This is a genomic window from Nitrospira sp. Nam80 (genome assembly GCF_965152575.1).
This window is the reverse complement of sequence record NZ_OZ224216.1, coordinates 1914076-1936887: the sequence shown is the minus strand read 5'-3', so window position 1 is coordinate 1936887 and position 22812 is coordinate 1914076. Positions and strand designations below refer to the sequence as shown.

General features: G+C 58.7%; 25 protein-coding genes and 1 tRNA gene. 4 read left to right on the top strand and 22 right to left on the bottom strand.

The window, feature by feature from the left end; all coding sequences use genetic code 11:
• Positions 1–10: 10 nt before the first annotated feature.
• From ACWGXE_RS09180 to ACWGXE_RS09100, 17 genes are all read right to left on the bottom strand, one after another.
• The gene (locus ACWGXE_RS09180; protein WP_447603086.1) at positions 11–547 is read right to left on the bottom strand and encodes a flagellar basal body-associated FliL family protein; all 537 of its coding nucleotides are present in this window, start codon (positions 545–547) and stop codon (positions 11–13) included.
• A 281-nt stretch (positions 548–828) separates the two neighbouring features.
• The gene (gene flgE / locus ACWGXE_RS09175) at positions 829–2055 is read right to left on the bottom strand and encodes a flagellar hook protein FlgE (RefSeq protein WP_447603084.1); all 1227 of its coding nucleotides are present in this window, start codon (positions 2053–2055) and stop codon (positions 829–831) included.
• Between the two features lie 39 nt (positions 2056–2094).
• Entirely contained in the window at positions 2095–2409 is a 315-nt protein-coding gene (locus tag ACWGXE_RS09170; protein WP_447603082.1) for a flagellar hook assembly protein FlgD, read from the bottom strand.
• A gap of 42 nt (positions 2410–2451) precedes the next feature.
• Entirely contained in the window at positions 2452–3801 is a 1350-nt protein-coding gene (locus ACWGXE_RS09165; RefSeq protein WP_447603080.1) for a flagellar hook-length control protein FliK, read from the bottom strand.
• Positions 3802–4219: 418 nt separating this feature from the next.
• Positions 4220–4945 carry a MotE family protein gene (locus ACWGXE_RS09160; RefSeq protein ID WP_447603078.1) on the bottom strand — a complete coding sequence of 242 codons (726 nt, stop codon included), beginning with the start codon at positions 4943–4945 and terminating at the stop codon, positions 4220–4222.
• On the bottom strand, positions 4938–5408 hold the full coding sequence (locus ACWGXE_RS09155) for a flagellar export protein FliJ (protein ID WP_447603076.1): 471 nt from the start codon (positions 5406–5408) through the stop codon (positions 4938–4940). The genes ACWGXE_RS09160 and ACWGXE_RS09155 overlap by 8 nt, the downstream gene beginning before the upstream one ends.
• The gene (locus ACWGXE_RS09150) at positions 5405–6772 is read right to left on the bottom strand and encodes a FliI/YscN family ATPase (RefSeq protein WP_447603074.1); all 1368 of its coding nucleotides are present in this window, start codon (positions 6770–6772) and stop codon (positions 5405–5407) included. The genes ACWGXE_RS09155 and ACWGXE_RS09150 overlap by 4 nt, the downstream gene beginning before the upstream one ends.
• A complete protein-coding gene (locus tag ACWGXE_RS09145) occupies positions 6699–7757 on the bottom strand; it encodes a response regulator (RefSeq protein WP_447603072.1) in 1059 nt (352 codons plus the stop codon). Before ACWGXE_RS09145 ends, ACWGXE_RS09150 begins: the two co-directional genes overlap by 74 nt.
• Positions 7754–8749 (bottom strand): flagellar motor switch protein FliG, encoded by a 996-nt coding sequence (fliG, locus tag ACWGXE_RS09140; protein ID WP_447603070.1) that lies wholly within the window; start codon positions 8747–8749, stop codon positions 7754–7756. Before fliG ends, ACWGXE_RS09145 begins: the two co-directional genes overlap by 4 nt.
• Position 8750: 1 nt before the next feature.
• A complete protein-coding gene (gene fliF, locus ACWGXE_RS09135) occupies positions 8751–10319 on the bottom strand; it encodes a flagellar basal-body MS-ring/collar protein FliF (protein ID WP_447603069.1) in 1569 nt (522 codons plus the stop codon).
• Positions 10320–10360: 41 nt separating this feature from the next.
• The gene (fliE, locus tag ACWGXE_RS09130; protein ID WP_447603067.1) at positions 10361–10669 is read right to left on the bottom strand and encodes a flagellar hook-basal body complex protein FliE; all 309 of its coding nucleotides are present in this window, start codon (positions 10667–10669) and stop codon (positions 10361–10363) included.
• 2 nt (positions 10670–10671) lie between these two features.
• On the bottom strand, positions 10672–11121 hold the full coding sequence (gene flgC, locus ACWGXE_RS09125) for a flagellar basal body rod protein FlgC (protein WP_447603066.1): 450 nt from the start codon (positions 11119–11121) through the stop codon (positions 10672–10674).
• A gap of 98 nt (positions 11122–11219) precedes the next feature.
• A complete protein-coding gene (flgB, locus tag ACWGXE_RS09120) occupies positions 11220–11627 on the bottom strand; it encodes a flagellar basal body rod protein FlgB (RefSeq protein WP_447603064.1) in 408 nt (135 codons plus the stop codon).
• 125 nt (positions 11628–11752) lie between these two features.
• A complete protein-coding gene (locus ACWGXE_RS09115; protein WP_447603063.1) occupies positions 11753–13198 on the bottom strand; it encodes a sigma-54-dependent transcriptional regulator in 1446 nt (481 codons plus the stop codon).
• On the bottom strand, positions 13195–14463 hold the full coding sequence (locus ACWGXE_RS09110) for a two-component system sensor histidine kinase NtrB (RefSeq protein WP_447603062.1): 1269 nt from the start codon (positions 14461–14463) through the stop codon (positions 13195–13197). Before ACWGXE_RS09110 ends, ACWGXE_RS09115 begins: the two co-directional genes overlap by 4 nt.
• Complete coding sequence (locus tag ACWGXE_RS09105; RefSeq protein ID WP_447603060.1) at positions 14460–16634, bottom strand: tetratricopeptide repeat protein; 2175 nt, start codon at positions 16632–16634, stop codon at positions 14460–14462. The genes ACWGXE_RS09110 and ACWGXE_RS09105 overlap by 4 nt, the downstream gene beginning before the upstream one ends.
• A 171-nt stretch (positions 16635–16805) precedes the next feature.
• Positions 16806–18218 (bottom strand): sigma-54-dependent transcriptional regulator, encoded by a 1413-nt coding sequence (locus tag ACWGXE_RS09100; RefSeq protein WP_447603058.1) that lies wholly within the window; start codon positions 18216–18218, stop codon positions 16806–16808.
• Between the two features lie 341 nt (positions 18219–18559).
• Between ACWGXE_RS09100 and ACWGXE_RS09095 the strand changes: the two genes are divergently transcribed.
• A tRNA-Thr gene (locus ACWGXE_RS09095) sits at positions 18560–18635 on the top strand.
• Here the strand turns inward: ACWGXE_RS09095 and ACWGXE_RS09090 are convergent.
• From ACWGXE_RS09090 to ACWGXE_RS09070, 5 genes are read right to left on the bottom strand one after another with little or no spacing between them, the layout of a single operon-like run.
• A complete protein-coding gene (locus ACWGXE_RS09090; RefSeq protein WP_447603056.1) occupies positions 18636–19808 on the bottom strand; it encodes a tyrosine-type recombinase/integrase in 1173 nt (390 codons plus the stop codon).
• A gap of 22 nt (positions 19809–19830) precedes the next feature.
• Positions 19831–20109, bottom strand: a complete 279-nt coding sequence (locus ACWGXE_RS09085; RefSeq protein WP_447603055.1) for a hypothetical protein — start codon at positions 20107–20109, stop codon at positions 19831–19833.
• Between the two features lie 20 nt (positions 20110–20129).
• Entirely contained in the window at positions 20130–20318 is a 189-nt protein-coding gene (locus tag ACWGXE_RS09080; protein WP_447603053.1) for a hypothetical protein, read from the bottom strand.
• A 16-nt stretch (positions 20319–20334) separates the two neighbouring features.
• Positions 20335–20547: a hypothetical protein gene (locus ACWGXE_RS09075; RefSeq protein ID WP_447603051.1), complete on the bottom strand. Its 213-nt coding sequence runs from the start codon at positions 20545–20547 to the stop codon at positions 20335–20337.
• 6 nt (positions 20548–20553) lie between these two features.
• Positions 20554–20706 carry a hypothetical protein gene (locus ACWGXE_RS09070; protein ID WP_447603050.1) on the bottom strand — a complete coding sequence of 51 codons (153 nt, stop codon included), beginning with the start codon at positions 20704–20706 and terminating at the stop codon, positions 20554–20556.
• 112 nt (positions 20707–20818) lie between these two features.
• Here ACWGXE_RS09070 and ACWGXE_RS09065 point away from each other — a divergent pair, with 112 nt between their 5' ends.
• The 3 genes from ACWGXE_RS09065 to ACWGXE_RS09055 all read left to right on the top strand — a co-directional run bounded on the left by ACWGXE_RS09065 (position 20819) and on the right by ACWGXE_RS09055 (position 22780).
• A complete protein-coding gene (locus ACWGXE_RS09065; RefSeq protein ID WP_447603048.1) occupies positions 20819–21010 on the top strand; it encodes a hypothetical protein in 192 nt (63 codons plus the stop codon).
• 3 nt (positions 21011–21013) lie between these two features.
• On the top strand, positions 21014–21940 hold the full coding sequence (locus ACWGXE_RS09060; RefSeq protein WP_447603046.1) for a toll/interleukin-1 receptor domain-containing protein: 927 nt from the start codon (positions 21014–21016) through the stop codon (positions 21938–21940).
• A 258-nt stretch (positions 21941–22198) separates the two neighbouring features.
• Positions 22199–22780, top strand: a complete 582-nt coding sequence (locus ACWGXE_RS09055) for a hypothetical protein (protein WP_447603044.1) — start codon at positions 22199–22201, stop codon at positions 22778–22780.
• The last annotated feature ends 32 nt before the right edge of the window (positions 22781–22812 follow it).

Genomic DNA, 22812 nt, shown 5'->3' with positions numbered 1-22812 from the left:
CCGACGATGACTACTGAATGACGAATTCCGTGAAATACGCGGACCGGACGCCGGGCCTCGGCAAGAGGCCGTTGATCCGCTGAGTAATCTCCTCGCGAAGCTGCGCTTTTCCCTGAGGGCTCCGGATGGCCGCCGAATCCTTGCTCGTCAGGAGGACCAAGATGCTGTCTCGGATTTGCGGTGTGCGCGCTTTGACTTCCTCAGTGGCTTCGGAGCGGTCCAACTCCAACTTCACGTTCAATTTGAGATAACGGATCTCGGGCGTGTCGGCTAGATTGACGATGAAGGGTTCCAGATCGGCGATCGCGCCCGGCTCGACTCCATGACCGCCCTTTTTCCCGGCTTCCTGGTTCCCCGCTGACTTATCGGCAGCGACTTCGGCCTTGGTGTCTTCGACGGCTTTTGAACCGGCCGTCATCCGAAAGAGCACGTACGCCCCGCCCAACCCGATGAGCATGGCCGCCGCGACGATGATTATCACTACCTTCAACGGAATGCCGCTCGCCACCGGCACTGTCATTTTCTCTTCAGCCGCTGCTTCCGCCATAGAGCTTCCTCCTCACGACTGTGTCGCCGGGGTAGAGAGGTTTGCAATGCATATGCCACCTACAAAAACGTAAAACTCAGGCGTCACGCGCGAAACGGCCTGCTGAATGCCGCGCTGCCGTCAGTAAGGTGACAAACCCCTCGCCTGCCCTGACAGACGGTTGACGGAGCCCTTTAGGAAGAAATGAGGAATGAGGAATGAGGAAATGAGGAATGAGGAATGGAATGGGAAGAAACGAGAAATGAGGGTTGCTCATTCCTCGTTTCTCATTCACTCGGACTTTATCTCTTCAGATTGACCAATTCCTGCAACATCTCGTCGCTGGTGGTGATGGCGCGGGAATTGGCCTGAAACGCGCGCTGGGTAATAATCATGTCCACGAATTCCTTGCCGAGGTCCACATTCGATTGCTCGACCGCCCCGGACACCACCTTGCCGAGACCGTTCGTCGTAGGCGCCCCGGAGAGCGGCGCGCCGGATTCGATCGATTCGATGAACAGGTTATCTCTCCCCTTGGCCAATCCTTCCGGATTCACGAACCGGTTCAGGACGACTTGGGCCAGGGCCCTGGTCTGGCGGTTCGTGAACTGCGCAACCACCTTTCCTTGAGCGTCGACCGAGATGCGATCCAACGTTCCGGAGGCAAACCCATTTTGGATTTGATCGATGACACCGGACGGCGAACCGAATTGCGTCACGTTGGAAAAGTCTACGGTCACCGTTTGCGGTGTGGTCGCTCCTCCGGGGATGACGAGGGACATGGCCTGCGATCCGCCGGAGGTCAGCGCGCCGCTTGTGTTGAACGCCAGGTTGGTCTGCGCGACAGGGGCGGCGCTCCCGACCTGCGAGTACAGATTCCAGGTATTGGCCGTGGACGTCTTCACGAAATACAGCCGGAGCTGCTGCGCATTGCCCAGCGAATCGTAGACGGGCAAGCCCGTCGAGAAATTATAGGTCGTGGGATCGCTCACGTTGAAGGCGCCGGTCGGCGCAGTGGCATTGGCATCGAGATTCGCCCGGATCGAGGCGGTGCTCGTGACCTGCGGAGGGACCGCATTGGAGGTCAACGTGATATTGCCGATGGTATTGGTAATGTTGCCGCTGGCATCCGCCTGATAGCCCTGCAGCAGGAAGCCGCCGGCATTCACTATTTGCCCCTGATTATTCACTTTGAACTGCCCGTCTCGCGAGTAAAATCCGGCGCCGGCGTTATCGCTGAGAAGATAGAAACCATTGCCGTCGATAGCCAAATCAAACGTCTTGCCGGTGGTCGTCAGAGATCCTTGGGTAAAGTTGGCCTGGACATCGTTCATAAAGACACCCAGGCCGATCTGGTCGGAGCCGGCGCCCCCGGCGAGACTGGCGGACACCAGTTCCGCAAAGGTTGCGCGGCTGGACTTGAATCCGACGGTTCCCACGTTTGCGATATTGTTTCCGATAACCGACATTGCGTTGCCGTATGAATTCAACCCCGTGACCGCGGTAAACATGCCTGTGAGAATTCCCATGTCTCCTCCTCCTTCGGTGTACCGGCTTCTTCCTGATGGCTACGCAGTCGCGCTCGTCTCCGGCGCCTTTTGCTGCGAGGTATCCGTCTGTGCCGAGTCTTGCGCGGCCTTCTGGAGTGACACGCTTTGCTCCATCAGGTCGACGAGCTTCGTCAACTGTTCCAACTGCGTAAATTGTGCGGTCTGAGCGATGAAGTCCTGATTTTCGATCGGATTCATCGGATCTTGATGCTGCAACTGCGTCACCAACAGTTTCAGAAAATCATCCTGGCCCAATGGTTTCGGCCCGTCCGTCACCGGAGTCGTCGTCGAATTCGTGGATGAGGAGCCGTTGATCAATTGACTGATGTCCATCTCATATCCTCCTGGAAAATGAATCGCTCCGCGCCATGATCCTCATGCGAAAATACTGACGATCCCCAGCCTCGGCCGTGGATCCATTGCGATCGGCTCCCGCCCGCCCTGCTCAGTTCCGCGCATATTGGCTTCATCACCGGCGGGATGCCACGCCGGTTCCTGGCGAAGCCAGCCGTGCGAATCGCCGCGGGACAGCTGTTGCTGATCCACCGTGACCTTGAACTGCCCCATTTCCAGACCGGAGTTCTGCAGCTTGGTCTCCAATTGCTGCTGCTGGCTGAGCATGCCCTGTCCAAGGTCCATATGTTCGGTTCGGATATGAGCATGAACCGTACGATCCATCATGAAAATGCGCACATTGACGGGGCCGAGATCGGCCGGTTCGAGATACAGGCTGACCGACTGCATGACGGACGGACGGACCTCGCTTTGAGAGGCTTCTGACGTGGCTCCCATCCGGCCGGTCGCAAGCGAGGAACCGGTTTTCCCCGCTCCGCCTTCACTCAACGCCGGCTTATCGCCGCCCAACGCTGCGACTGTCTCCCCGAATCCGGATTCACCATGTCCATGGCTCTGACCGGCTCCACGCGGCTCTAGCTTGCCGTCGGCCGCCCGGTCATCGCGCTCGCCCATCGCGTACTCCTGTCCCTGGCTTGCTCGCGACAGGTCCGAAGAGACGGGATTCTCTCCTGTCAGCCCCGCTACGGAATGATCACCCATCTGCCGGTCCTCCGCCCCGGCCCTGAGGTTTCGAATCGAAGGCGCCTCTCCGGGAAGAGGAACCTGAGACAGGGATCGACCAGATTGATCCGGGCTGACGGTCTCGCCACTGCTCGATGGAAGAGAGGCCAATGTCGAGGCATCTGCGGCCAATTGCGCGTACGCCCTGTTGGTCTCGCCTGCTTGCTCCCCCGCCGGAACCGGCCCGGAGGGCAGCGGCTCGGTCTTGGCCCCGGTCGACTGGGGCTGATTGCCATTCCCCTGTCCGGTTTCCACCATCGGCCGGTGCCCATTCATGTTCGCCTCAGGCGCCGCCTGCTGCATCGTCATCCCAGCGAGGCTCGCCGGCATTGCAGGGGCGGATTGCGCGACAAGTTGCGCGGCAGGCGGTTGGGCGTCATCTGCAGAATGTTCCGTTACGTCCTGTACCGCGCCGGGCTCGACAAGGCAGGCCGTGAGCGCGACCATCATGCCGGCGACCTGGTTCTCGGGGACCTGGTCTCTCTCGGCTTTCGATTTCTCTTCTGTGTGAGCCCTCTCTTTTTCCTGAGGCCGTTCCATCTCGGACGCAGATTGATCCACCGTGGCCGATGACTGTGTCGCATCGTACGATTGAGACGCACGGTGAGTTTCTGCCCCGCGCGGCCGCTGTGCGGATCGCGATGACACCGGCCGCTCCGGTGAAGATGCCGGACCCGTCTCATCACCTCGTTCCCGCCAAACAATGGATCGCGAACGGTCGGATGCGCTCGGGCGCTGCTCGATGGCACGATTGAGAACGGACGAGAAGTCTCGTCTTTGGACTGGCTCGTCGCGTCTTGGACGATGGCCCTCGAGAAACTCCGTCGCGGATGAACTGGACGCCGCCGGATTGTCGGCTGGCGACGGCAATATGGTCGGTAGCAGCATCATTTTGAGTGTCAATCCTCCAAGGCGTGGTATTACAAGGGCCATGCCATAGACGCCCCAACTCAAAATTCCGCTCTAACCGCACGATTTTTAGTGAAGCAATCCGGCAATCGGCAGGGATGGGGAAAAGTTTACTGAGACAGGCGGCAAAAACTTCCGTGACATCGTGATCAAGAGATCACGGCGGGGTCAGCAAGTGCTCGGTCAACCGGGCGGCTCGTTCCGGCCGAATGGCCGCCAGAATGGCGCCGGCGGATTTACCTTTGAGGATACGGAGCACCTCGATCGCCTTCCGTTCCGGCATCCGCTCGAGGCTGGCCGCCGCCTCTTCAGGAGGCATCGATTCGTAGATCTTCGCCAGTTGGGACTGATGCAGCGCGCGCGCTTCAGCCGACTCCTTTTGTCGGCGGAGCTTCCGCTCTTCATCCCGCTTTTGCGTTTCCTCCCCTTGTTGCTTCTGTGCGGCGGCCGCTTTCTCATGCTTTTCGAGCATCTGCTCCAATTCGACCTTCAGGATACGCAGCCGTTCTTCTTCGCCCCGCAACGAGGCTTCACGGCGATCGAGATGCCGCTTGCGTTGATTGAGCATGTCGATGATTTCACTCGGAACAGTGAGCGCCGGTCCTTGCAGACGCTGTGAACCGATATTGTTTTCGTCGGATTCCGGGGCGACTGCCCGTTGGGAGGCGCCTTCACCGGACGGCCCGCCCTTTGGAGCGGTCTCGCCGGCCGGAGGCGGGAGATCACGAGTCCCCTCGGCCCAGGCTCGTTCGACAGAGCCCTGACCACTGCACAACCAGCCGACTGTCGCCAGCACACACAGAAACCGAGCAGGCCGCGACCCCGCTTCCATGATTCGCGCCGGGAGAGATCGCTCGACCTCGGTGATCGGATTGTCAGCCATACGAGTCTGATCCCGATGGAACCGCGCTGCGGCGATTTTTGTTCACGGCGCGCCGGCGGGCCGCCTGCTCGTCCATGAGCCGCTGATCCTCATGGAGTTGGGCTTGCTGCGAGAGCTCCAGGCGCCGTCTGATGAGAATGTCGAGTTTCTTTCGTTCCTGCATCGCGACAATCAGATCGGCCTGCATGCCCGTCCACTCACGATGCAACCGGTCACGAGCTTCGATCGCCCTGGCCGCCTTGACCGAAGCACTCTCAATGTCCATGTACCAGTGATGCGCATCGTCGACCGTCAGACCGGCCCGACCGGCCTCAACATAACGTCGCTGCTTGTCGGCTACTTCCGCTTCACAGGCGGCGGATCGTTCCATTGCCTCCTGGAGGCGGCGCGCCGCCGCGGCCAATTCGATGCGAAGCGCCTCTTCAATTTGGCTGCGATACGCCAGCAATCGGGACAAGTTCATTGGATCCTCTGGCCGAGCGCCAGGAGTTCGTCGACGGCGCGGGCATAGGCGACCGGCTGCCGAATCTCTTGCCGCAAAAAGGCGCTGATATCCTCATGGGCCGCCACGGCCTTGTCCAATTCTTTGCTCGTCCCGGGCTTGTACGCGCCCAACGTAATCAAATCTTCGGAACGCCGATATAACGCCATCCGCTCGAACACCAGCCGAGCCGCAGTGTAATGGGCGGGCGAGACGACGTCCCGCATGACACGGCTCGTGCTCTGAAGAATATCGATCGCGGGAAAATGGTTCCGGGCCGCCAATTCACGCGACAATACGATGTGGCCGTCGAGAATGGATCGGACGGAATCCGCGATCGGATCATTCAAGTCGTCCCCGTCCACCAACACGGTGTACAGCCCCGTAATCGTGCCGGGTCCTTGACAGGTGCCGACCCGTTCCAGCAGCTTCGGCAGGGCCGAAAACACCGAGGGCGTATAACCTTTCGTCGTGGGCGGCTCGCCGATGGCCAACCCTACTTCCCGCTGGCTGTAGGCAAAGCGGGTCAGCGAATCCATCATGAGCAGCACATGCTTGCCGCAATCACGAAAATACTCGGCGATCGCCGTGGCAATCAGCGCGCCGCGGATCCGGACGAGCGGAGGCTGGTCCGAGGTCGCGACGATCACGATCGACCGCTTGAGCGCATCGGGCGTCAGATCGCGCTCCAGAAATTCCTTCACCTCGCGGCCCCGCTCCCCCACCATGGCGATGACGTTGACATCGGCCTGGGTATAGCGGCTGATCATCCCCAACAAAATGCTTTTGCCGACCCCGGAACCGGCAAAGAACCCGATCTTCTGCCCCAAGCCGCAGGTCAGCAAGGCATTGATGGATCGGACCCCCAGGTCCATAGGCTGCGTGATCCGGGCCCGGTGCAATGGATTCGGCGGCGCCGCATGGATCGGATACCGGAACGCCCCCTGAAGCGGACCCAATCCGTCCAGCGGCTGCCCCAGGCCATCGAGGATGCGCCCCAGCACCTGCGGACCTACCGGCACGGAAGCGGCACGCCCTTGCATGATCAAACGACTGCCGGGCCCGATGCCTTGCATGTCGCCGAGCGGCATGAGCAGCACACGATCGTCGCGAAACCCCACCACTTCCGCGGGAACGGTGCCGAGGCCGTCCTCGCGCGTCACTTCGCAGACCTCTCCGACCGACGTAAACGGTCCCGTGCCTTCGATGACAATGCCGACTGCTTGGGCGACCCGCCCAGTGATTGCGATTGATTCAATCTGTTCCAGCCGTTCAGTGAGTTTCACCGGATTCACGCTCGCGCAAGGCTTCACCAATACGGAGTAATTGGGTCTCGAGGGTCGCATCGACCAGCCGGCTCGAGGTCTGGACCAGGCAACCGCCGCGCAAAATCAGCGGATCGCCCTCCAATTTAATACTCAGCGCTCCGTCGGCCCGCTCCGCAAGGGCACGGCGCGCCGCTTCGAGTCGCGGGAGGTCCAGCGGGTTCACGCAAACTTTGACCAAGCCGCGTTCTTGCACATGTCCCAACGCCGCCTGTACTTGAGCCACGATGAGTTCGGGCCGTTCGGCGACCGCTTCGCGCAGCACTTTCTGAGCGATGCCGAATGCCAGGGATGCCACGTCCTGTTCAATCGTGTCGTGCAACTGGCGCCAGGTGCTTTCCAATCGGTTGATGACCGTGGCCACCAATTCCTGCTCCTCCCGGCGCACGGACGCCAGCCGCTCGGATGCCCGCTGCTCTCCATCAGCCAGGCCTCGCTGATACTCGGCCTGAACCGTGACGTCCTTGGCTTGTTCCGCCATCCCGAAGTCGGTTAGAGCTAGGCGGGTGAGACGGATATTGCCCGAGCGGATAATGGCTTGCTTCAGCACCGTGTTTTCATGCCGCAATCGATGGAGTTCCATCAGGCGCATGACCGTGTGCCGAACCAATTCCGTTTGAACCGGCTTTCCCAGAAAATCACTGGCGCCGGCTTTCATGGCGCGCACCGCCATCTCGACATTGCCGTAGCCGGTCATGACCAATCCAAGCATGCCGTCATCCGTTTCAAACATCCGCTGTAGCAGGGCGATGCCATCCATATCCGGAAGCTGGACATCAATGATGACCAAGGCGACGTGATGGTCGGCCAGGCAGATCAGAGCCTCTTGGGCCGTCCCCGCCTGGAGCACATGATAGCCGTCGAGACGAAGCAGTTCGGCCAGGAGCCGGCGGACGGCCTCTTCATCGTCCACGACCAGAATGTTTTTGGGTTCCAACTCCGATGCCGGAGCTTGCGCGGGGGGGCGAACGGCCTCCGAATCGCGGGAGCGCACTGCCGTTTTCACAACAGTTCCTCGCCTCCCGCACCGGCAATGACGATGCGTCCTTCCTCCTCCAGCTTCCGGCAGATCTTGAGAATATTCTGCTGAGCTTTCTCGACGTCGCTGACTTTGACGGGGCCGCGGGCTTCCATGTCATCCCTGAGCATCTGAGACGCGCGGCTCGACATGTTCTTGAGAAATTTCTCCTTCACTTCGGGACTGCCGCCCCGCAAGGCGATCGGCAGATCTTCCTTGCTGATCTCTTTCATCAATTCCTGGACGGCGCGGTCGTCGAGCTTGACCAAATCGTCAAAGACGAACATGAGGGCCCGGATGCTGTCGGCTAACGCCTGATCCCGCTCGGATAACTTCGCCATGATGCCGCCTTCCGTCGCCTTATCCAGCCTGGTCAGAATGTTGGCCATCAGCTCGGCGCCTCCGACGTTCATACTCGATCCACCGGCGGTGGATTGCAACGACTCCTGCAAACTGTCGCTCAATTCCTGAAGCACGTCCGGCTGGACTTCTTGCATCGTCGCGAGCCGCAGCGCCACATCCGCGCGCAAGGCCTCGGGCAGCGCCCCCACGACCACGCTCGCCTGGTCCGGCTCGATATGCGCCAGGCAGACGGCGATGGTCTGCGGATGCTCGACCCGCAGCAACTGCGCCACGGTCTTCGGGTCGATCCATTTCAACGCATCGATGCCCGGATAGGTCTTGGTATTGAGCGATTCAAGCAGGCGTGTTGCCTTGTCCGACCCCAGGGCCTTGACCAGGATCGTTTTCATGTACTCTTTGCTTTCGAATTCGACTTCCCCGGCGGCGCTGGCCTTCTCGAATTCCTCCATCACCGACGACTCCTCATCTTTGGTGATGTGCGCCGTATCCTTCATATAGGAGCCCAGCTTGCGGATATCCTTGGGGTCCAACGCCTTCATCACCTGGGCGGCGGCGTCTTCACCGATCGCGCGCAGGAGGATCGCGGCTTTTTGTTCTCCGGTCAGATGCTTGGCCATCTCAGGCGTTGCTCTTCAGCCACTGCTTCACGACGACCGCCGTGGCGGCTGGATTACTTCGCGCCATATCGACGATTTGAGCCGGTTGTTTCCCCGCAAGCGCCGCTTCTACCTGGCCGACCGACGCAGGAAGCGCGGGACCCGCCTCATGCGCCGAGCCGGCCGGTCCGGCTGTGACCAACATTGTCATCAAGGGCCGGACGACAAAGAACAATAAGAGTGCGAAGAGGACTGCACCGACCGCATATCGGAGATACGGCAACCAGGCTCGCGATGATTCGACTGTCGCTTCGGCCGCCGCGCCGGCCGGCTCTTCGGCTCCAAATCCGAACTGAATATTGACCACTTCCACCTGGTCTTGCCGGTCGGTCGAATACCCCATCGCTTTCTTCACAATCTCCTCGATTCGCTTCATCTCCTCATCGGTACGGGGAACGTACTTTTTCGGCGCTTCTGCGACGGGCTTCTCCCCCTCCGCCGCCTTGGCGGCCTCGTAGGTGCCGTCCACCAAGACCGCGACCGAGAGTTGTTTCACCGTGCCGATCGGTTCGACGATGCGCGAGACCGTCCGGCTGATTTCATAGTTGACGGTTTCATTCCTCGTCTGATTGCTGGTCGAGCTGGTCTGCGTGGCTTCGACGTCGGATCCGGGCGGCACATTGGATTCCACACCGGGCACGCCTCCCGACGTGCCGTTCACCCCACTCGCCTTCTCCTGGCCGCGCTGTTCGCTCCGGACGACTTGCCCGTTCGGATCGAATCGCTCCTCGGTCGTCTCCACCTTGCGGAAGTCCAACAAACTCGACACGCGCACCACTGCTTTATTGACGCCGACAATTCGCTCCAGCATGGATTGAATCCGTCCCTCGATGTCCTTCTCGACCGTCCGCTGATATTCCAATTGAGAACCGGTCAATCCGGCGGTCTCATCGGTCGAGGAATTGGACAGCAACTGCCCGTGTCCATCCACCACGGTTACGTCCCTGGCCTGGAGGCCTTCAACGCTGCTCGAAACCAAATGAATAATGCCCTGCACCTGAGCCTTGCCGAGCGTCTGGCTGCCGCGAAGTGAGAGAACGACCGACGCCCGCGCCCGGTCCTGCTCGGTGGCAAACAGCCGGCGTTCCGGCATCGCGAGATGCACCCGCGCCCGCTCGACCTCCGGCATCTGCGCGATCGTGCGGGCCAATTCGCCCTGTAACGCGCGCCGGTAGTTCAACTTCTGCACAAATTCCGACATACCCAGCGTAGACCGGTCGAAGATCTCGAAGCCGACCCCTCCGCCATGAGGCAGCCCCTGTCCCGCGAGTTGGAGCCGCATGTCGTGCACTTGAGCGCTCGGCACCAGGATCGTCGTCCCGCCGCCTGAGGTCTCGTAGGGCACCTTGGCATCCTTGAGTTTATCGACGATCGCGCCCGCGTCGTCCGGAGCCAGATTGGAGAAGAGCACCTGCATGTCCGGTTGTTGCGTCCACAGGCCGACAGCCACCAGCCCCGCGATTGATCCCGCCAAGGCCACGAGAATGATCATCCGTTGACTGATGGTGAACTGACTGAAGTTGGGAAACATGAATGATCCGATTCGTTACGGCGCCCTCATCCGGGTTCCGTTTAGATTTGCATGCGTTGAATCTCTTCGTAGGCCGAGACCAGCTTGTTGCGGATCGCCATCATCAATTGGAACGAGATATCGGCCTGCTGGAGCGCGATCATCGCCTGGTGGATGTTCTGGGATTGCCCGGTCGCGAGCGCGTCGACGGCTTGACTCGCGCCTTGCTGAATCTCGTTGATCGACGCGATGGCGTCCTTCAGCACGCCTTGGAACCCCGCGCCTGCCGTCTGGCCCGATGCGGACGAACCGATGGAGGAAGGTTCGGCAATGAGCGGGAGACCGGACGTGAGGGAGGCGAGCTTTTCCATGGTTATCTCCCGATTTCAAGCGCGCGGTTCCACATGCTGCGGGTGGCGTTGATGGCCTGCACATTGGCCTCATACGCGCGGGACGCTCCGATCATGTTGACCATCTCTTCCATGACGTTCACGTTCGGCATCGTGACGAACCCCTTCTGGTCGGCATCGGGATGCCGGGGGTTGTAGACGACTTGCCCCGGTTTATGGTCCTCGACGACTTTCGAAACTTTCACGCCGTCCAAGGAATGTGCGTGCAGCCCGTTCGCCGCATGGCGCAAAGCCTGTTGGAACTGACCGGCAGCCGGCGCCGTCTGGAAAACCACATCTCGGCGCCGATAGGGGCCGCCGGCCGGCGTGCGCGTCGATTGCGCGTTGGCCAGATTGCTGGCGATGACATTTAAACGATGCCGCTGGGCATCGAGGGCGGATACCGAAACGGCGATACTGTCGGTCATATCCATGATGCTTCTCCTTTTTCCCTATGCCACGATCGATTTTCGCTTTGCAGTTCTTTGCTATTCATCATTCACAGTACGACGTGGTGATTTGGTGATCCGGCTCATCGTCCTTCTCGGATGGCGTTGAGGATTCCCCGCAATCGCATCGCCATGATCGTCGCCGTCGTGTTGTAGTGCATGGCATTGTCCGACATCTTGGCCATTTCCAGTTCGAGGTTCACGGTATTCGCATCGAGCGGCACATCGCCGGCCGGCGTTTCCTCGACCCGCCCGACCACTCGCTGAATCGCGTCGCCTTTCACGCCGAAATGGTTTCCATGCGTTGCGGCGAGTGCAACTGGCGCGCGGCCACGCGTGGCGGAGGCGAGCGCATCGGTGAAATTCAGATCAGCGGCGCGGTAGCGAGGCGTTTCCTCATTGGCGATGTTGGAGGCGATGATTCGCTGTCTGGCGCTACGTAAATCCAAGGTCCGCTCGAGCAGCCGCATAGTCTTGTCGAAGATGGTCATGTTCCCTCTCTTCTTTTGCCGGGCTACACCAGCCTCTGTGTGCAATCACCGTACCGGATGCCGGTGAAGATGTGCGGCCGGGCAGAATATTCCCGCACCCGGTAATTGTTGCCTATGGGAACGCATTACTCTGCATCTCGCGCATCCGACACCGGATCCGCTCCCACCTGATATCCCATGTCACGATATTCGCGAAGTTTGTTTCGGAGCGTCCGGATGCTGATGCCGAGTTCTTTCGCCGCATGGGTGCGATTGTCTTTCGCCCGCGCGAGTGTCTTGAAGATCAAATCGCGTTCCATTTCCCACAGCGACCCGTAGGGAGAACCGGTCGGTGACCGGCTTGCCGGAACATCAGGCGGCAAGTCTTTCTGAACCGGCACACCTTCGGCCGCCATATGGCCCAGATCAATGGCGGCCCCATTGGCCAAGAGAGTCGCCCGTTCGATGACGTTTTCCAGTTCCCGGACATTTCCCTTCCACGGCCGAGCCGACAGGTCCGCAATGGCCTGACTGGACAGGATCGGAACCGGCAGGCCGTTTCGTTGGGCAGCCGCTTTCACGAAATGGCGCGCCAGCAACGCGACATCGCCGGTCCTTTCGCGAAGCGGCGGGACGGTAATCGGAAACACATTGAGACGGTAGAACAGGTCTTCTCGAAACCGTCCCTGCGCGACTTCGTGGTAGAGAGATCGGTTGGTGGTGGCAATGACGCGAATATTGACCGGCACCGGCTCCCGCCCTCCGATGCGATCCACCTCCCGCTCCTGCAACACCCGCAGCAACTTTGCTTGCAACCCCAGATTCATCTCGCTGATTTCATCCAGGAACAAGGTCCCCGTATGAGCCATTTCAAATTTTCCCAGCTTTTTTTGCACCGCGCCGGTGAACGCGCCCCGCTCGTGCCCGAACAACTCGCTCTCCAGCAGGCTATCCGGCAAGGCGGCGCAGTTGAGCGCGACGAACGGCCGGTGGGCGCGGGGACTCCGGCTGTGAATGAATCGCGCCAGCAATTCCTTTCCGGTCCCGCTTTCACCGCTGATCAGCACGGTGGCCTGGCTGGCGGCGACCCCTTCCAATGTCGTCAACAGCCGGATCATGCCCGGGTCCTGCGTCAGAATCGGCCGGGCTTCCGGCGTGACGGGCAGTTCCTCATCATCGGAGCCGGCTGCCTGAAGGAGATTGCCGATGATGCGCTCCAGAAGGTCCGTCGAAAACGGTTTCAAAATATAATCGTTCGCGCCGCATTTCATCGCCTCCACGGCCGTTTCAACCGTGCCATAGGCCGTCATCAAAACGACAAGGGTCGCGGGAGATTTCTGTTTGATCTCCTTCACGAGGTCCAAGCCGCTGAGCCGGGGCATCTTGAGATCGGTGATCACCAGCCACGGTTTGAGCCGTTCGACCTGCTCAATCGCTTCAGCCCCGTCGAGCGCGGTCTTGACCCGATGCCCCATCCGCCGCACGGTCTCGGACAGCGCGGTCCGCATGGACGGTTCATCGTCGACCACGAGGATGAGACGGGTCTCTTCTTGCACCGGAAGGGGTTCATGGACTGTGGCCTGGACACTCATGATCGTAGCTCCTCTCCGACAGGCAGCGCCTGCTCCATCTCATGGCAGACATGTTCACCGGCCGAGCCAGGTCGGCCCGGCAAGGTGACGATGAACGCCGTCCCTTGGCCGAGGACACTTTCGACGTCGATCCGGCCATGATGGGCCTCTACCAACGCATGTACGATGGCGAGTCCTAATCCCGTTCCCTCATCTTTGGTCGTGAAGAAGGGATCAAAGATGCGTGATTGGTGTTCCGGCGGAATACCGGGACCTGTGTCCCGCACCGTCAGGCGAATCGCCTGCGCGTCCGCCTGCCGGCGCCCATGATCGGCCCGCGCGGTAATCGTCAGGATGCCGCCCCGGGGCATGGCTTGGGCCGCATTCAGGACGAGGTTCAAGAGCACTTGCTTGATCTGCCCCGCATCGCACCAGAGACGGGAGATGAGCCGATCCGAATCGAACCGCACCTCGATGGACGCGGTCGATAAGGCGTGAGCCGCCAATGCCAACGCCTCTTGTACCAACGGTTCCATGTCGTGCCAGGCGGCCTGCGATCGATCGGGTTTCATGTAAAGGAGCAGATTGGACAACAACCGGTCCATCGCCTGCACCGCCACGGAAATGTGCTCGGCATACCTTCGAAGCCCGGGCTGGTCCTGCAGATCCTTCCGCAACATCGACGCGAAGAGCTCGACGCTGCCGAGCGGATTGCGGATCTCATGGGCGATGCAGCCGACCATTTCTCCCATGGCCGCCAGCCGGTTCCGGCGTTGAAGCCGCTCCTCCAGATGGCGCACCTTCGTCACGTCGTGGAACAGATGCAGGCTGCCGATGGCATGGCCGGCCGGATCGGACAGTTGAGTCTGCGCCATGGACACGGCGATTCCGCCTCGGACCACCAGCGGATACTCGCGGCGATCCATATTGGCCTCACGCAGAATGTCATGAGCGGCTCGGCCTTCCAATGATGCCCGAGGAATGCCGAGCATTTGCTCCACAGCGGCATTGCACCGGGTCACCGTCCCGTCGCGATCGGTCACGAGGATCCCCGTGTCCAGCGACTCCAGAATGGCGGTGAGATGTGCCCTCATTTCTTCGGTTTCCTTCAAATGCTTCCGCAGCGTGGCGTTGCTTTGTGCCAGTTCGAGATCCAGTTCACGCAGGCGCGTCGTCAACGCCGCGTAGGACTGCTGCAGCACACAAGCCGCTTGATCGAAATCTTGAAAAGCACGGGCCAAGAGCGCGCCGTTGTTGGGATCGGCTCCAGCGGGCGATGAGGTCATGGGCGGCTCCTTTCCACTTTCGGGCTCCGGCGCAGATCTCCCGCCAAGGCCATCGCCACCCGCCACAACAATGGATGCTCTTCCTCGCTGAGTTGCTCCAGAGACGCTCGCGCCTGCTCGATCTGCCGGGCGTCTCGAAAATTCCGGCCGATTTGTACCTGTTCCCATCCGGCCAGCTCACGATGCGGCCCGGCGGTCAGACTTTGGCGGTACAGCGCGATGGCCTGTTGGTGACGGTTTGCCTTGCTCAGCAGGTCGCCATACGTGGCGAGCAGTTCGGCAGTCGCGAGCCCTCCGAGCCGGTGGGCTTCCTCCAAGACGCGCCGGGCTTCATCCGGCCGCTGGAGTTCCAGTAACGCCATGCCGATTTTCGCCAGCACATGCTTGCGGGCTTCATCGCGAACATGAGTCCGCAGCCATTGCCGCCCAATTCGGACCACACCCTTCTGCGCCCCTTGCCGGGACATCGAAGTTAGAAGCAGGAGAAAGGCGTCGGCGGCATACCGGCCGACAGGAAATTGCAGCCGATACCGTTCAAAGACTCGTTGCGCGGCCTGAGGGTCCTCTTGATCCAAATAGCACATGCCCAATCCGATCAGGGCCGGTTCAAGAAACGCTTCCGATTGCGGATCCCGAATAATCGATTGATAGAGGCGAGCGGCTTCGATGGAAAAGCCAAGCCGCGCATGCGCATCGGCCACCAACGGAAGAAGTCGATGACCGGCATAGAGACGATCGGCTTGCGGCCCATGCCGGTGAAACACCATGACGGCGGCCAGATCATCTTTGGCCTCTACAGCCGCTTCCAGGGAAGGCTGAAGACGGACCTTGAGACGAGCGCCGGCGATGTCCGGCCACGGATCTTCCCCAAAGCGGCCGGCTCGCGCGGCAACCCGCCCATAGAGGGCCAGCGCCTCCTCGCTGTTTCCTGCCTGCTCCTCCAGTTCGCCGAGCCGAAACCAGGCCTCGCTTCCGATCCCGGATTCGGCATGCCGCCCGGCAATGTCCTGGAGAACCTGCGCCGGGTGGCCCGGGTCCACTTGTTCGAGCGGCAGGCTCAGAAATATGGACCGGACAAGCGTGCGGGGCAGATCGTGCGTGGTCGCTTCATCGCCGCGCTCTGCCGAGAGCCGGATCAGACGGATGCGCGCGATCGTGCCGGCGTCGGTATCGGGATATCGCGCCGCGACTGCGGCGTAGAAGAGGCCAGCCTCCCCTGCTTGGTCCGCATGCTGGTAACTATCCGCCACCTGCAAGAGCGCGTCGGGCGCTTCAGGTCTGGAGGGATAGAGATTGTAAAACTGCATCAGCAGCCGGCGGGCAATCTGTGTGCGCTTCAAGTGAAGCGATGTGGCGGCATAGCGAATCAGGCCGTAGGGTTGGCGGCGAAATGCGCTGCCCCACCGCTCATACGAGGCCGCATACGAACCATCCGCTTCCGCGATCCGCCCCTGCCGGTAGAGGGCATGTGCTGTGCCGATCGACGCATGGAGCAGCACATCCGGATCGGTGGTATGTTTCCGCGCCAGCTCAAATGTCTTCTGGGCATCCGTCCATCTTTTCGCTCCTAACTGTGTAAACCCGAGTCCGAGTAATGCCCGGCTCCCGTCGTAGGAGTCGACTCCCGCTCGACCGAGCGCCTGTTGATAGGCGATTTCCGATTCCTGGTACCAGCCCAATTCTCGATAGAGGTCTCCTATTCGCCAGAGCGCGCGCTTCACATTGTCCGGCGCGGTGGAATCGCGGCTCAAGAGTCGATAGGCCTCGATGACTTCCATCCGTCGCGGGTGCTCGGCCGGCGCAAGCAAGAGTGATTCGACAAGGAAGGCGCGCGCGGCCGGCGCCGCCTCATGCTGCGGGTGCGATCGGAGGAACGCCTCAAACCGCCCGGCGGCTTTCGCAATGTCGCCCTGCTCATAAGCCGTCACTCCCTGTTCGAACACTTCCATAACAGGATCGGCTTGCGAGCGTTCGAACCGCGGTCCATCGTCAGGGAGAGGTGTCTGAATGAGGGGTGCCGGTTCCGGGACCTCCGGCGGAAGAGCCGTTTGCCATCTAAACGGCGCATCACGCGTGATGGCCGCCTCGGCCTGATCAGCCAGGCCGATCCCGACAATCAGCGGAATCAGGAGCAGCGGAAAAATTATGCGACCCAGGGGAAAAATTTGCACGGCAGACAAGACCTCAGCAAGTCTTGTGCCTCTTGCCTGTAGAGGCTGAGTCGTGAAAGATTGCGCAAAGCGGCGGAGTCACGCTGCAGAAGGTAGGAGGCTCGTCAGGAATCCCAACAGCGCCGGCGAAAAGAGGTCAACGATTTGACGGAAAGAGCAGAACGGCTCGACTCAGTTCTGAATCGTCTCCCCATGGGTCTTGGCATCGAACCCTTTGCGTTTCAACTTCTCGACTAACGTGGTCCGATTCAATTGCAGGAGCTGGGCGGCCTTGCTCGTCACACCGTTGGCTTTCCGAAGCGCTTCCCCGATCAAGCGGTTCTCATACTGTTCCAGCTCTTTCGTGAGATTGATGCCGTCCTCACTGAAACGGATGAAGTGGTCCGGAACGTCGGCCTGCGAGGAGGCGGCCTTCGCCATACGATCCGGCAGATCGGCGACTGTGATCCAGCCCTTCTTCTTGAGTACGACTGCGCGTTCCACCAGATTCTCCAGTTCCCGAATATTGCCAGGCCAGTCATAGTCGGTGAGCCGGGTCAGGGCTTCGCTCTCGACCCCGGCAACCTCAGTTTTGCGCTGCTCGTTCAGACGTTCGATGAAATGATTCACCAGCAGCGGAATATCGCTTCGACGCTCCCGGAGCGCCGGCACTTCGATCGGGATCACATGGAGCCGGTAATACAGGTCTTGTCGAAACCGGCGCTCGGCGACCGCCTGTTCCAGATTTTGGTTGGTGGCGGCGATGATCCGGACATCGACATGGATGGTCTTATTCCCCCCCACCCGTTCGAAACAGCGCTCCTGGACGGCGCGAAGCAGTTTCACTTGAAGCGGGAGCGGCATTTCACCGATCTCGTCGAGAAACAGCGTCCCGCCGTGCGCGAGTTCGAAACGACCGAGGCGCGTATGGGCGGCGCCCGTGAAGGCGCCTTTTTCATGACCGAACAGCTCCGATTCGAGGAGATTCTCCGGAATCGCGCCGCAATTGACCGGCACGAGCGGGCGATCGCGCCTCATGCTGTTGAAATGGAGCATGCGCGCAATCAGCTCCTTGCCGGTTCCACTCTCTCCCTGGATCAGGACGGTGCTCTCGCTGTCGGCGACCTTTTCGACGAAGTCGAGCACCCGGCGCATCGGCATGCTGGTTCCGATCAGATGTTCCAACCGATACTGCTCGCGGACGGCTTTTCGTAATAAGTGGTTTTCCTGCTTGAGCTTCTGGACCTCGATGGCCCGTTTGACGACGAGAGAGACGGTGTCCGACCCGAACGGTTTCGTGATGAAATCGAACGCGCCGGCTTTCATCGTTCGGACTGCATAGTCGATCGTCCCGTACCCGGTCATGACGATCGTGATGATTTTGGAATCGAGCTTGGAAATGCGATCGATGACTTCCAGCCCGTCGATGCCGGGCATCTGCAAATCGGTAATGACGATATGGACCGGCTGTTCCTGGATCGTCTGGATCCCGGCCAAGCCGTCCCCCACCCCGGTCGCCTGATAGCCGTCGTTGAGCAACGTGGCGATGAGCAGTTCACGAACGGCCGTATCATCGTCGATAACGAGGACATGGGGTTGAGTCATACAGCTCCTTTGGTGGGCATGGGTGAACGATGCTCAGCAAAAAAGCTTACTTGGTAGGGCGCTGACTATTCAAGAAAAACCTCGTTCTTGGCAGCCTCCTGGTATTTAAGTAATGACTGGCTCGAGGCCTTTCTCGCCTGGTCCGGATGAACGGATCTTACCTTCTCCGGCCGTTGCCAAATAGTGAGAGGACGCGAGGAATTGCTCACCGAGGACCGTCTCACAGGAAGGCCATCGTCGAATCGATCCGACAGGCCTGCAAAGAGAGCGGTTTGCTTGACACTCTTGGAGCAGAGTTGATAGGGTTTCGCTCGATTCTACCTCATCGCAACGGCGACCGGGCTGGCGTAGCTCAATCGGCAGAGCAGCGGTTTTGTAAACCGCCGGTTGGAGGTTCGATTCCTCTCGCCAGCTCCATTAATCAAGCACTTGCGCCCCACTCTCCCCTACCTCCAAACTCTCTTGTCCGGTTCTTGTCCCAGTTCCGTTTGGTTTCATGGCTGACAACCGTTCCGCCGCCTCCTTCATCGCTGAATCGTGCAGGTGTAAGTACCGCTGTGCTGCCTGGCTACTGGTCCATCCTCCGGCATCCATGATGGCCTTCTCTTTGTACTGAAGACCCGCCAGCCGACTGCCGAACGTATGCCTCGCTGCATGCCATAATTGGCGTATATCGTGAACAGGGATGCCGGCCCGACGGCAGGCCGGCTTGAACTGTGTTCGATACCACCATCGGGCATCTAGGGGCCTTTGTCGGCATCGTGTACCGGGGAACACCCACGGCGATTCGAGATGCCGAGCCATTTGCCGCCGCAGGATTTCCTTGGTCTCTTCCGACAAGTGGACGATCCGCGGCTTTCGGTTTTTCGTGCGCGGGATCAAAATTACCCCCATCCCCAGGTTCACTTGGTCCTTGCGCATGGTGAATTGATTCCCTTGTCGAAGTCCGGTCAGAATCGCCAATCGCAATAGGTCAACCTCTTCCTCGTTCAATTGTTCGATCAGCCGTGCTTCCTGTTCGAGGGAGTATTGGTAGATGGGGGCCTCATCTTCCGGCTTGCGTTCGATTGCCAGGACAGGATTCTCCCGGATCCGCTTCTGTTTCACCGCCCAGTTGAACACATGCCTGAGCCAATCGGTATAGCGGTTAATCGTAGCACCTGCTCGCGGGGCGCCGATCGTTTCTTTCCCGTCGGCATAGCGGAGGCCCTTGGCGAGTTCCAGCCGGGCCCGTTCGATCGTCGCCGCCTGCAAGGCTGGAGTGCGTTGCCCCTTGAACCAGTTGCCCCACCATCGCGCAAATTCCCGCTCTCGTTTCACCGAGCGCTTGCCGGCCGTCGTCACCATGTAGTCATCAAGGATCGCTTGAACTGGTTCCGCCGCCCGTTGCTGGTAGGTCTCCGGAAAGAAAATGCCCTGCCGTTGTTGATCCTTCGCCTTATGGTAGAACTCCCGCGCCTCCGTCTTCGTGCGAAAGGAGCCGAAGAGCCGTTCACGGCCTTGATGAAAAAGGCGCACATACCAGACCACCTTTCCCGCTGCGTCTGTCCGACTGCGAAGCCCCCGATCCACTCGGCCTTTTCGTGCCATCGGTTCACCGTCCTTTTTCGTGTTAGACCGCGTGCAATGTTTCGGTCGGCTTGGGAGTTGGCACAGTAGCGAATTTGTCTAAGAGGCCAGCCGCACAGTCTGCATTGTTCTTGAGATACCCGAGATGTTCACAGAGCAGGAGCGCTAACCCGTGCAACGGGCCGGTCCGTCTTGCCGTCATGGCCGCTAAGGTGTCGGCCAGCGCGATGACAGACTCAAGTTCCGTCTGCGCGTAACTCATTTCATCTTGGCAGATTTTGATCGTGTTTCTTGAACATTTGATGGTGATCTCTTCCTCCATGGGTCACCGCCTTTCTTGGGTTAATGCGAGGTCTGCACACGTTCATAAGTAACCTTGGCCAGATAGGTGTTCGGGTAACGGAAGCGTAGTTCATCCAATTCCATTAAAGCTTCGTCGATATCGTCAAACATCGTCGCGTCACCGGTAACATTGAACGGTGGCATGCCCGGCTCTAAGTCAGAATCGTCGCAAACTTGATAGCGAATCATGGACTGAATCAAGGGTTCACCGTCCTTTCTTCGCGGGTGTGAGCCGTTCATAAGTGACTTTCGCGATAAAGGAGTCGGGCATGGTCTCAAGATAGACCTTCTCAGCCAGCAAGGCAGCGCCAAGGCTTCGATGCAACATCCCAACGGCATGCAACGGCCCAAAATCATCAAGTTCATTATCGGGATGGTTCCGATCGCATAAGACATAGCGCACATACTGCTTGGCCATGGGGTGTCACCGTCCTTTCCGCCCTGTTGGGGCTTGGTTGAAATGCTGAGTGAGCAAATGCCGGATCAGGCCGGCCGCTGTAGTGCCTTGCGCCTTCAAGGCGTCGAGCTTTGCCTTGAGCTTTACGGGTAATTGGATATTCAAGCGGGTCATTTTCATAAGCACCTCACGTGTTGTAGGTATGTAACATTTCTAGAAGGGTATCAATATACGCAAAGTGGTGTCAATAGGCATCGCTACAGTCACAACTTTGTGTTACTATCGCGCTTCAATGGCACCAAAGAGCTCCGCCGACAAACCGGCTGCATTAAATATCCGCGACATTCCACGAGATATGTTCTTTCGGCTCAAGATGGCCGCGGCACTCGAGCACAAGACTGTTAAAGAACTTGTAATCGATCTGATCTCTGTGAAGCTGCAGGACCTGGAGAAGAAGGGACTGCTACCGAAGCAGGGGAAGTGAAAAATGGTGGATGTCTTTTTCTCGTATTCGCATGAAGATGAGGCATATAGGAACAAGTTAGAGAAACATCTTTCGACCCTCAAACGGCAAGGATTAATAGCGACATGGCATGATCGTAGAATCGTCGCTGGTCAGACATTTGATGATGAAATTGACGAACGTCTCGAGAAAGCTAGGATCATTCTATTATTGGTGAGCAGTGACTTCCTAGCTTCTGACTACTGTTCTGAACGAGAAATGTCCAGGGCCTTGGAACGTCACCATAAAAACGAAGCTCGGGTTATCCCTGTTATCGTCCATCCTTGCGACTGGAAAAATTCACAGCTTGGAAAACTTCGTGCGACTCCTAGGGACGGTAAGCCTGTTTCTAAATATGCACATCAGGATGACGCCTATATGGAGATTGTAGATGATCTCCGCAGCGCCATTGATAATATGGATAAATGCCATGAACCAGTATCAATCGGCCAGCATCCACAGTCAGTTTCCCCTGGGGTAAAGCCATTTCATCGAAGTAGTAATCTTCGCATTAAACGAATGTTTACAGATCGTGACAAGGATTTGTTTCTGTCGGAAACCTTTGAATACGTTTCAAATTATTTTGAGGGTTCACTAAATGAGCTGAAGGCCAGAAATCCGGAGATTGAAACAAGCTTCAAAAGAGAAGGTAGTCGATTCAAAGCTACGGTATACCGGCATGGAGTGAAGCAATCCTTTTGCAGAATCTGGCTCTCTGACAGAAATAGTTTCGGCCAGGGTATAGCATACTCATCCGATGAATCAGGGACATCCTGCAATGAGATGCTAAGTATCGAAAATGACGGATATACGATGACTCTAGAGCCTTCTATGCGTAGTCATCGACACGAAATGTCACCAGAGGGTGGAGCGGAACATTTGTGGTCCATGTTCATTGAACGACTACAGTGAGGGGCAGAAATGATTAGGCGCTACTTTCGATGCACTGCATGTGGTTTCGAGTTTGACATAGACGTGTTCGAAAAAGGTGAAGCAGAGGAGAAAGGAAAGGCATCCTATCCTGTGCAATGTAAAAAATGCCTATCACGCTCTGTGACTCCTCTTCATTGAGTCCGTCTACGTTTCTTTGAAGTACCGCGAGAAGAAAAAACCGGAACGGTAAAGAAATTGGTTTGCAATATTGATTGGTCAGGATGGGCACAAGTCCTTGTGGCGGTTGTTGGCCTATATGTAATTTGGCGAACATTGCTCGCGGTTGAAGTTCAAGCGAATGCGGCTAAGGACGCTGCTGAGGCAGCAAGGGATAGTATTGGTGTTAGCCGTAACACTGCCGAACAGCAATTGCGGGCCTACATCACCGTTGATGGAGATGATCACCCACTTCGCGGTGGTGAATCCGATACCGATAGGCTCTCCATTCATTTGTTATTAAGGAATGTGGGTCAAACACCGGCGATGAAATTGACACACTGGACAAATGTCCAGATCACCATCGGTCGTGAGCCGAAAGAATATGGACCACCGTCCGAGTCGACAATGGCGCATAGTCTTTATGTTCCGCCTGGTGCCGTTATTCCCTTGATTACCCGGTGCACCACTATGTGGTCGCGGACCGCGTTTGACATGGCGATTGAAGATCCGAATGAGGAATTACGCTTGTACATCTGGGGAGAAGTGCACTACGCTGACGTGTTTCAGAAGTCGCATGTCGTCAAGTTCAGGTTCGTTAAGAAACAAGGATCAGGATGGGCTAACCTAGACTATTGCCCCGAAGGTAATGAAGCCGATTAGGGTCTTCGTCGGTCGGCTGGTATTGGTTTCGG

Bases quoted from the DNA above. Each gene is read 5' to 3' on its own strand.
- ACWGXE_RS09180 (WP_447603086.1), bottom strand. From the start codon at position 547: ATGGCGGAAGCAGCGGCTGAAGAGAAAATGACAGTGCCGGTGGCGAGC.
- flgE (WP_447603084.1), bottom strand. From the start codon at position 2,055: ATGGGAATTCTCACAGGCATGTTTACCGCGGTCACGGGGTTGAATTCA.
- ACWGXE_RS09170 (WP_447603082.1), bottom strand. From the start codon at position 2,409: ATGGACATCAGTCAATTGATCAACGGCTCCTCATCCACGAATTCGACG.
- ACWGXE_RS09160 (WP_447603078.1), bottom strand. From the start codon at position 4,945: ATGGCTGACAATCCGATCACCGAGGTCGAGCGATCTCTCCCGGCGCGA.
- ACWGXE_RS09155 (WP_447603076.1), bottom strand. From the start codon at position 5,408: ATGAACTTGTCCCGATTGCTGGCGTATCGCAGCCAAATTGAAGAGGCG.
- ACWGXE_RS09150 (WP_447603074.1), bottom strand. From the start codon at position 6,772: ATGCGACCCTCGAGACCCAATTACTCCGTATTGGTGAAGCCTTGCGCG.
- fliG (WP_447603070.1), bottom strand. From the start codon at position 8,749: ATGGCCAAGCATCTGACCGGAGAACAAAAAGCCGCGATCCTCCTGCGC.
- fliF (WP_447603069.1), bottom strand. From the start codon at position 10,319: ATGTTTCCCAACTTCAGTCAGTTCACCATCAGTCAACGGATGATCATT.
- fliE (WP_447603067.1), bottom strand. From the start codon at position 10,669: ATGGAAAAGCTCGCCTCCCTCACGTCCGGTCTCCCGCTCATTGCCGAA.
- flgC (WP_447603066.1), bottom strand. From the start codon at position 11,121: ATGGATATGACCGACAGTATCGCCGTTTCGGTATCCGCCCTCGATGCC.
- flgB (WP_447603064.1), bottom strand. From the start codon at position 11,627: ATGACCATCTTCGACAAGACTATGCGGCTGCTCGAGCGGACCTTGGAT.
- ACWGXE_RS09115 (WP_447603063.1), bottom strand. From the start codon at position 13,198: ATGAGTGTCCAGGCCACAGTCCATGAACCCCTTCCGGTGCAAGAAGAG.
- ACWGXE_RS09110 (WP_447603062.1), bottom strand. From the start codon at position 14,463: ATGACCTCATCGCCCGCTGGAGCCGATCCCAACAACGGCGCGCTCTTG.
- ACWGXE_RS09100 (WP_447603058.1), bottom strand. From the start codon at position 18,218: ATGACTCAACCCCATGTCCTCGTTATCGACGATGATACGGCCGTTCGT.
- ACWGXE_RS09090 (WP_447603056.1), bottom strand. From the start codon at position 19,808: ATGGCACGAAAAGGCCGAGTGGATCGGGGGCTTCGCAGTCGGACAGAC.
- ACWGXE_RS09085 (WP_447603055.1), bottom strand. From the start codon at position 20,109: ATGGAGGAAGAGATCACCATCAAATGTTCAAGAAACACGATCAAAATC.
- ACWGXE_RS09080 (WP_447603053.1), bottom strand. From the start codon at position 20,318: ATGATTCGCTATCAAGTTTGCGACGATTCTGACTTAGAGCCGGGCATG.
- ACWGXE_RS09075 (WP_447603051.1), bottom strand. From the start codon at position 20,547: ATGGCCAAGCAGTATGTGCGCTATGTCTTATGCGATCGGAACCATCCC.
- ACWGXE_RS09070 (WP_447603050.1), bottom strand. From the start codon at position 20,706: ATGAAAATGACCCGCTTGAATATCCAATTACCCGTAAAGCTCAAGGCA.
- ACWGXE_RS09065 (WP_447603048.1), top strand. From the start codon at position 20,819: ATGGCACCAAAGAGCTCCGCCGACAAACCGGCTGCATTAAATATCCGC.
- ACWGXE_RS09060 (WP_447603046.1), top strand. From the start codon at position 21,014: ATGGTGGATGTCTTTTTCTCGTATTCGCATGAAGATGAGGCATATAGG.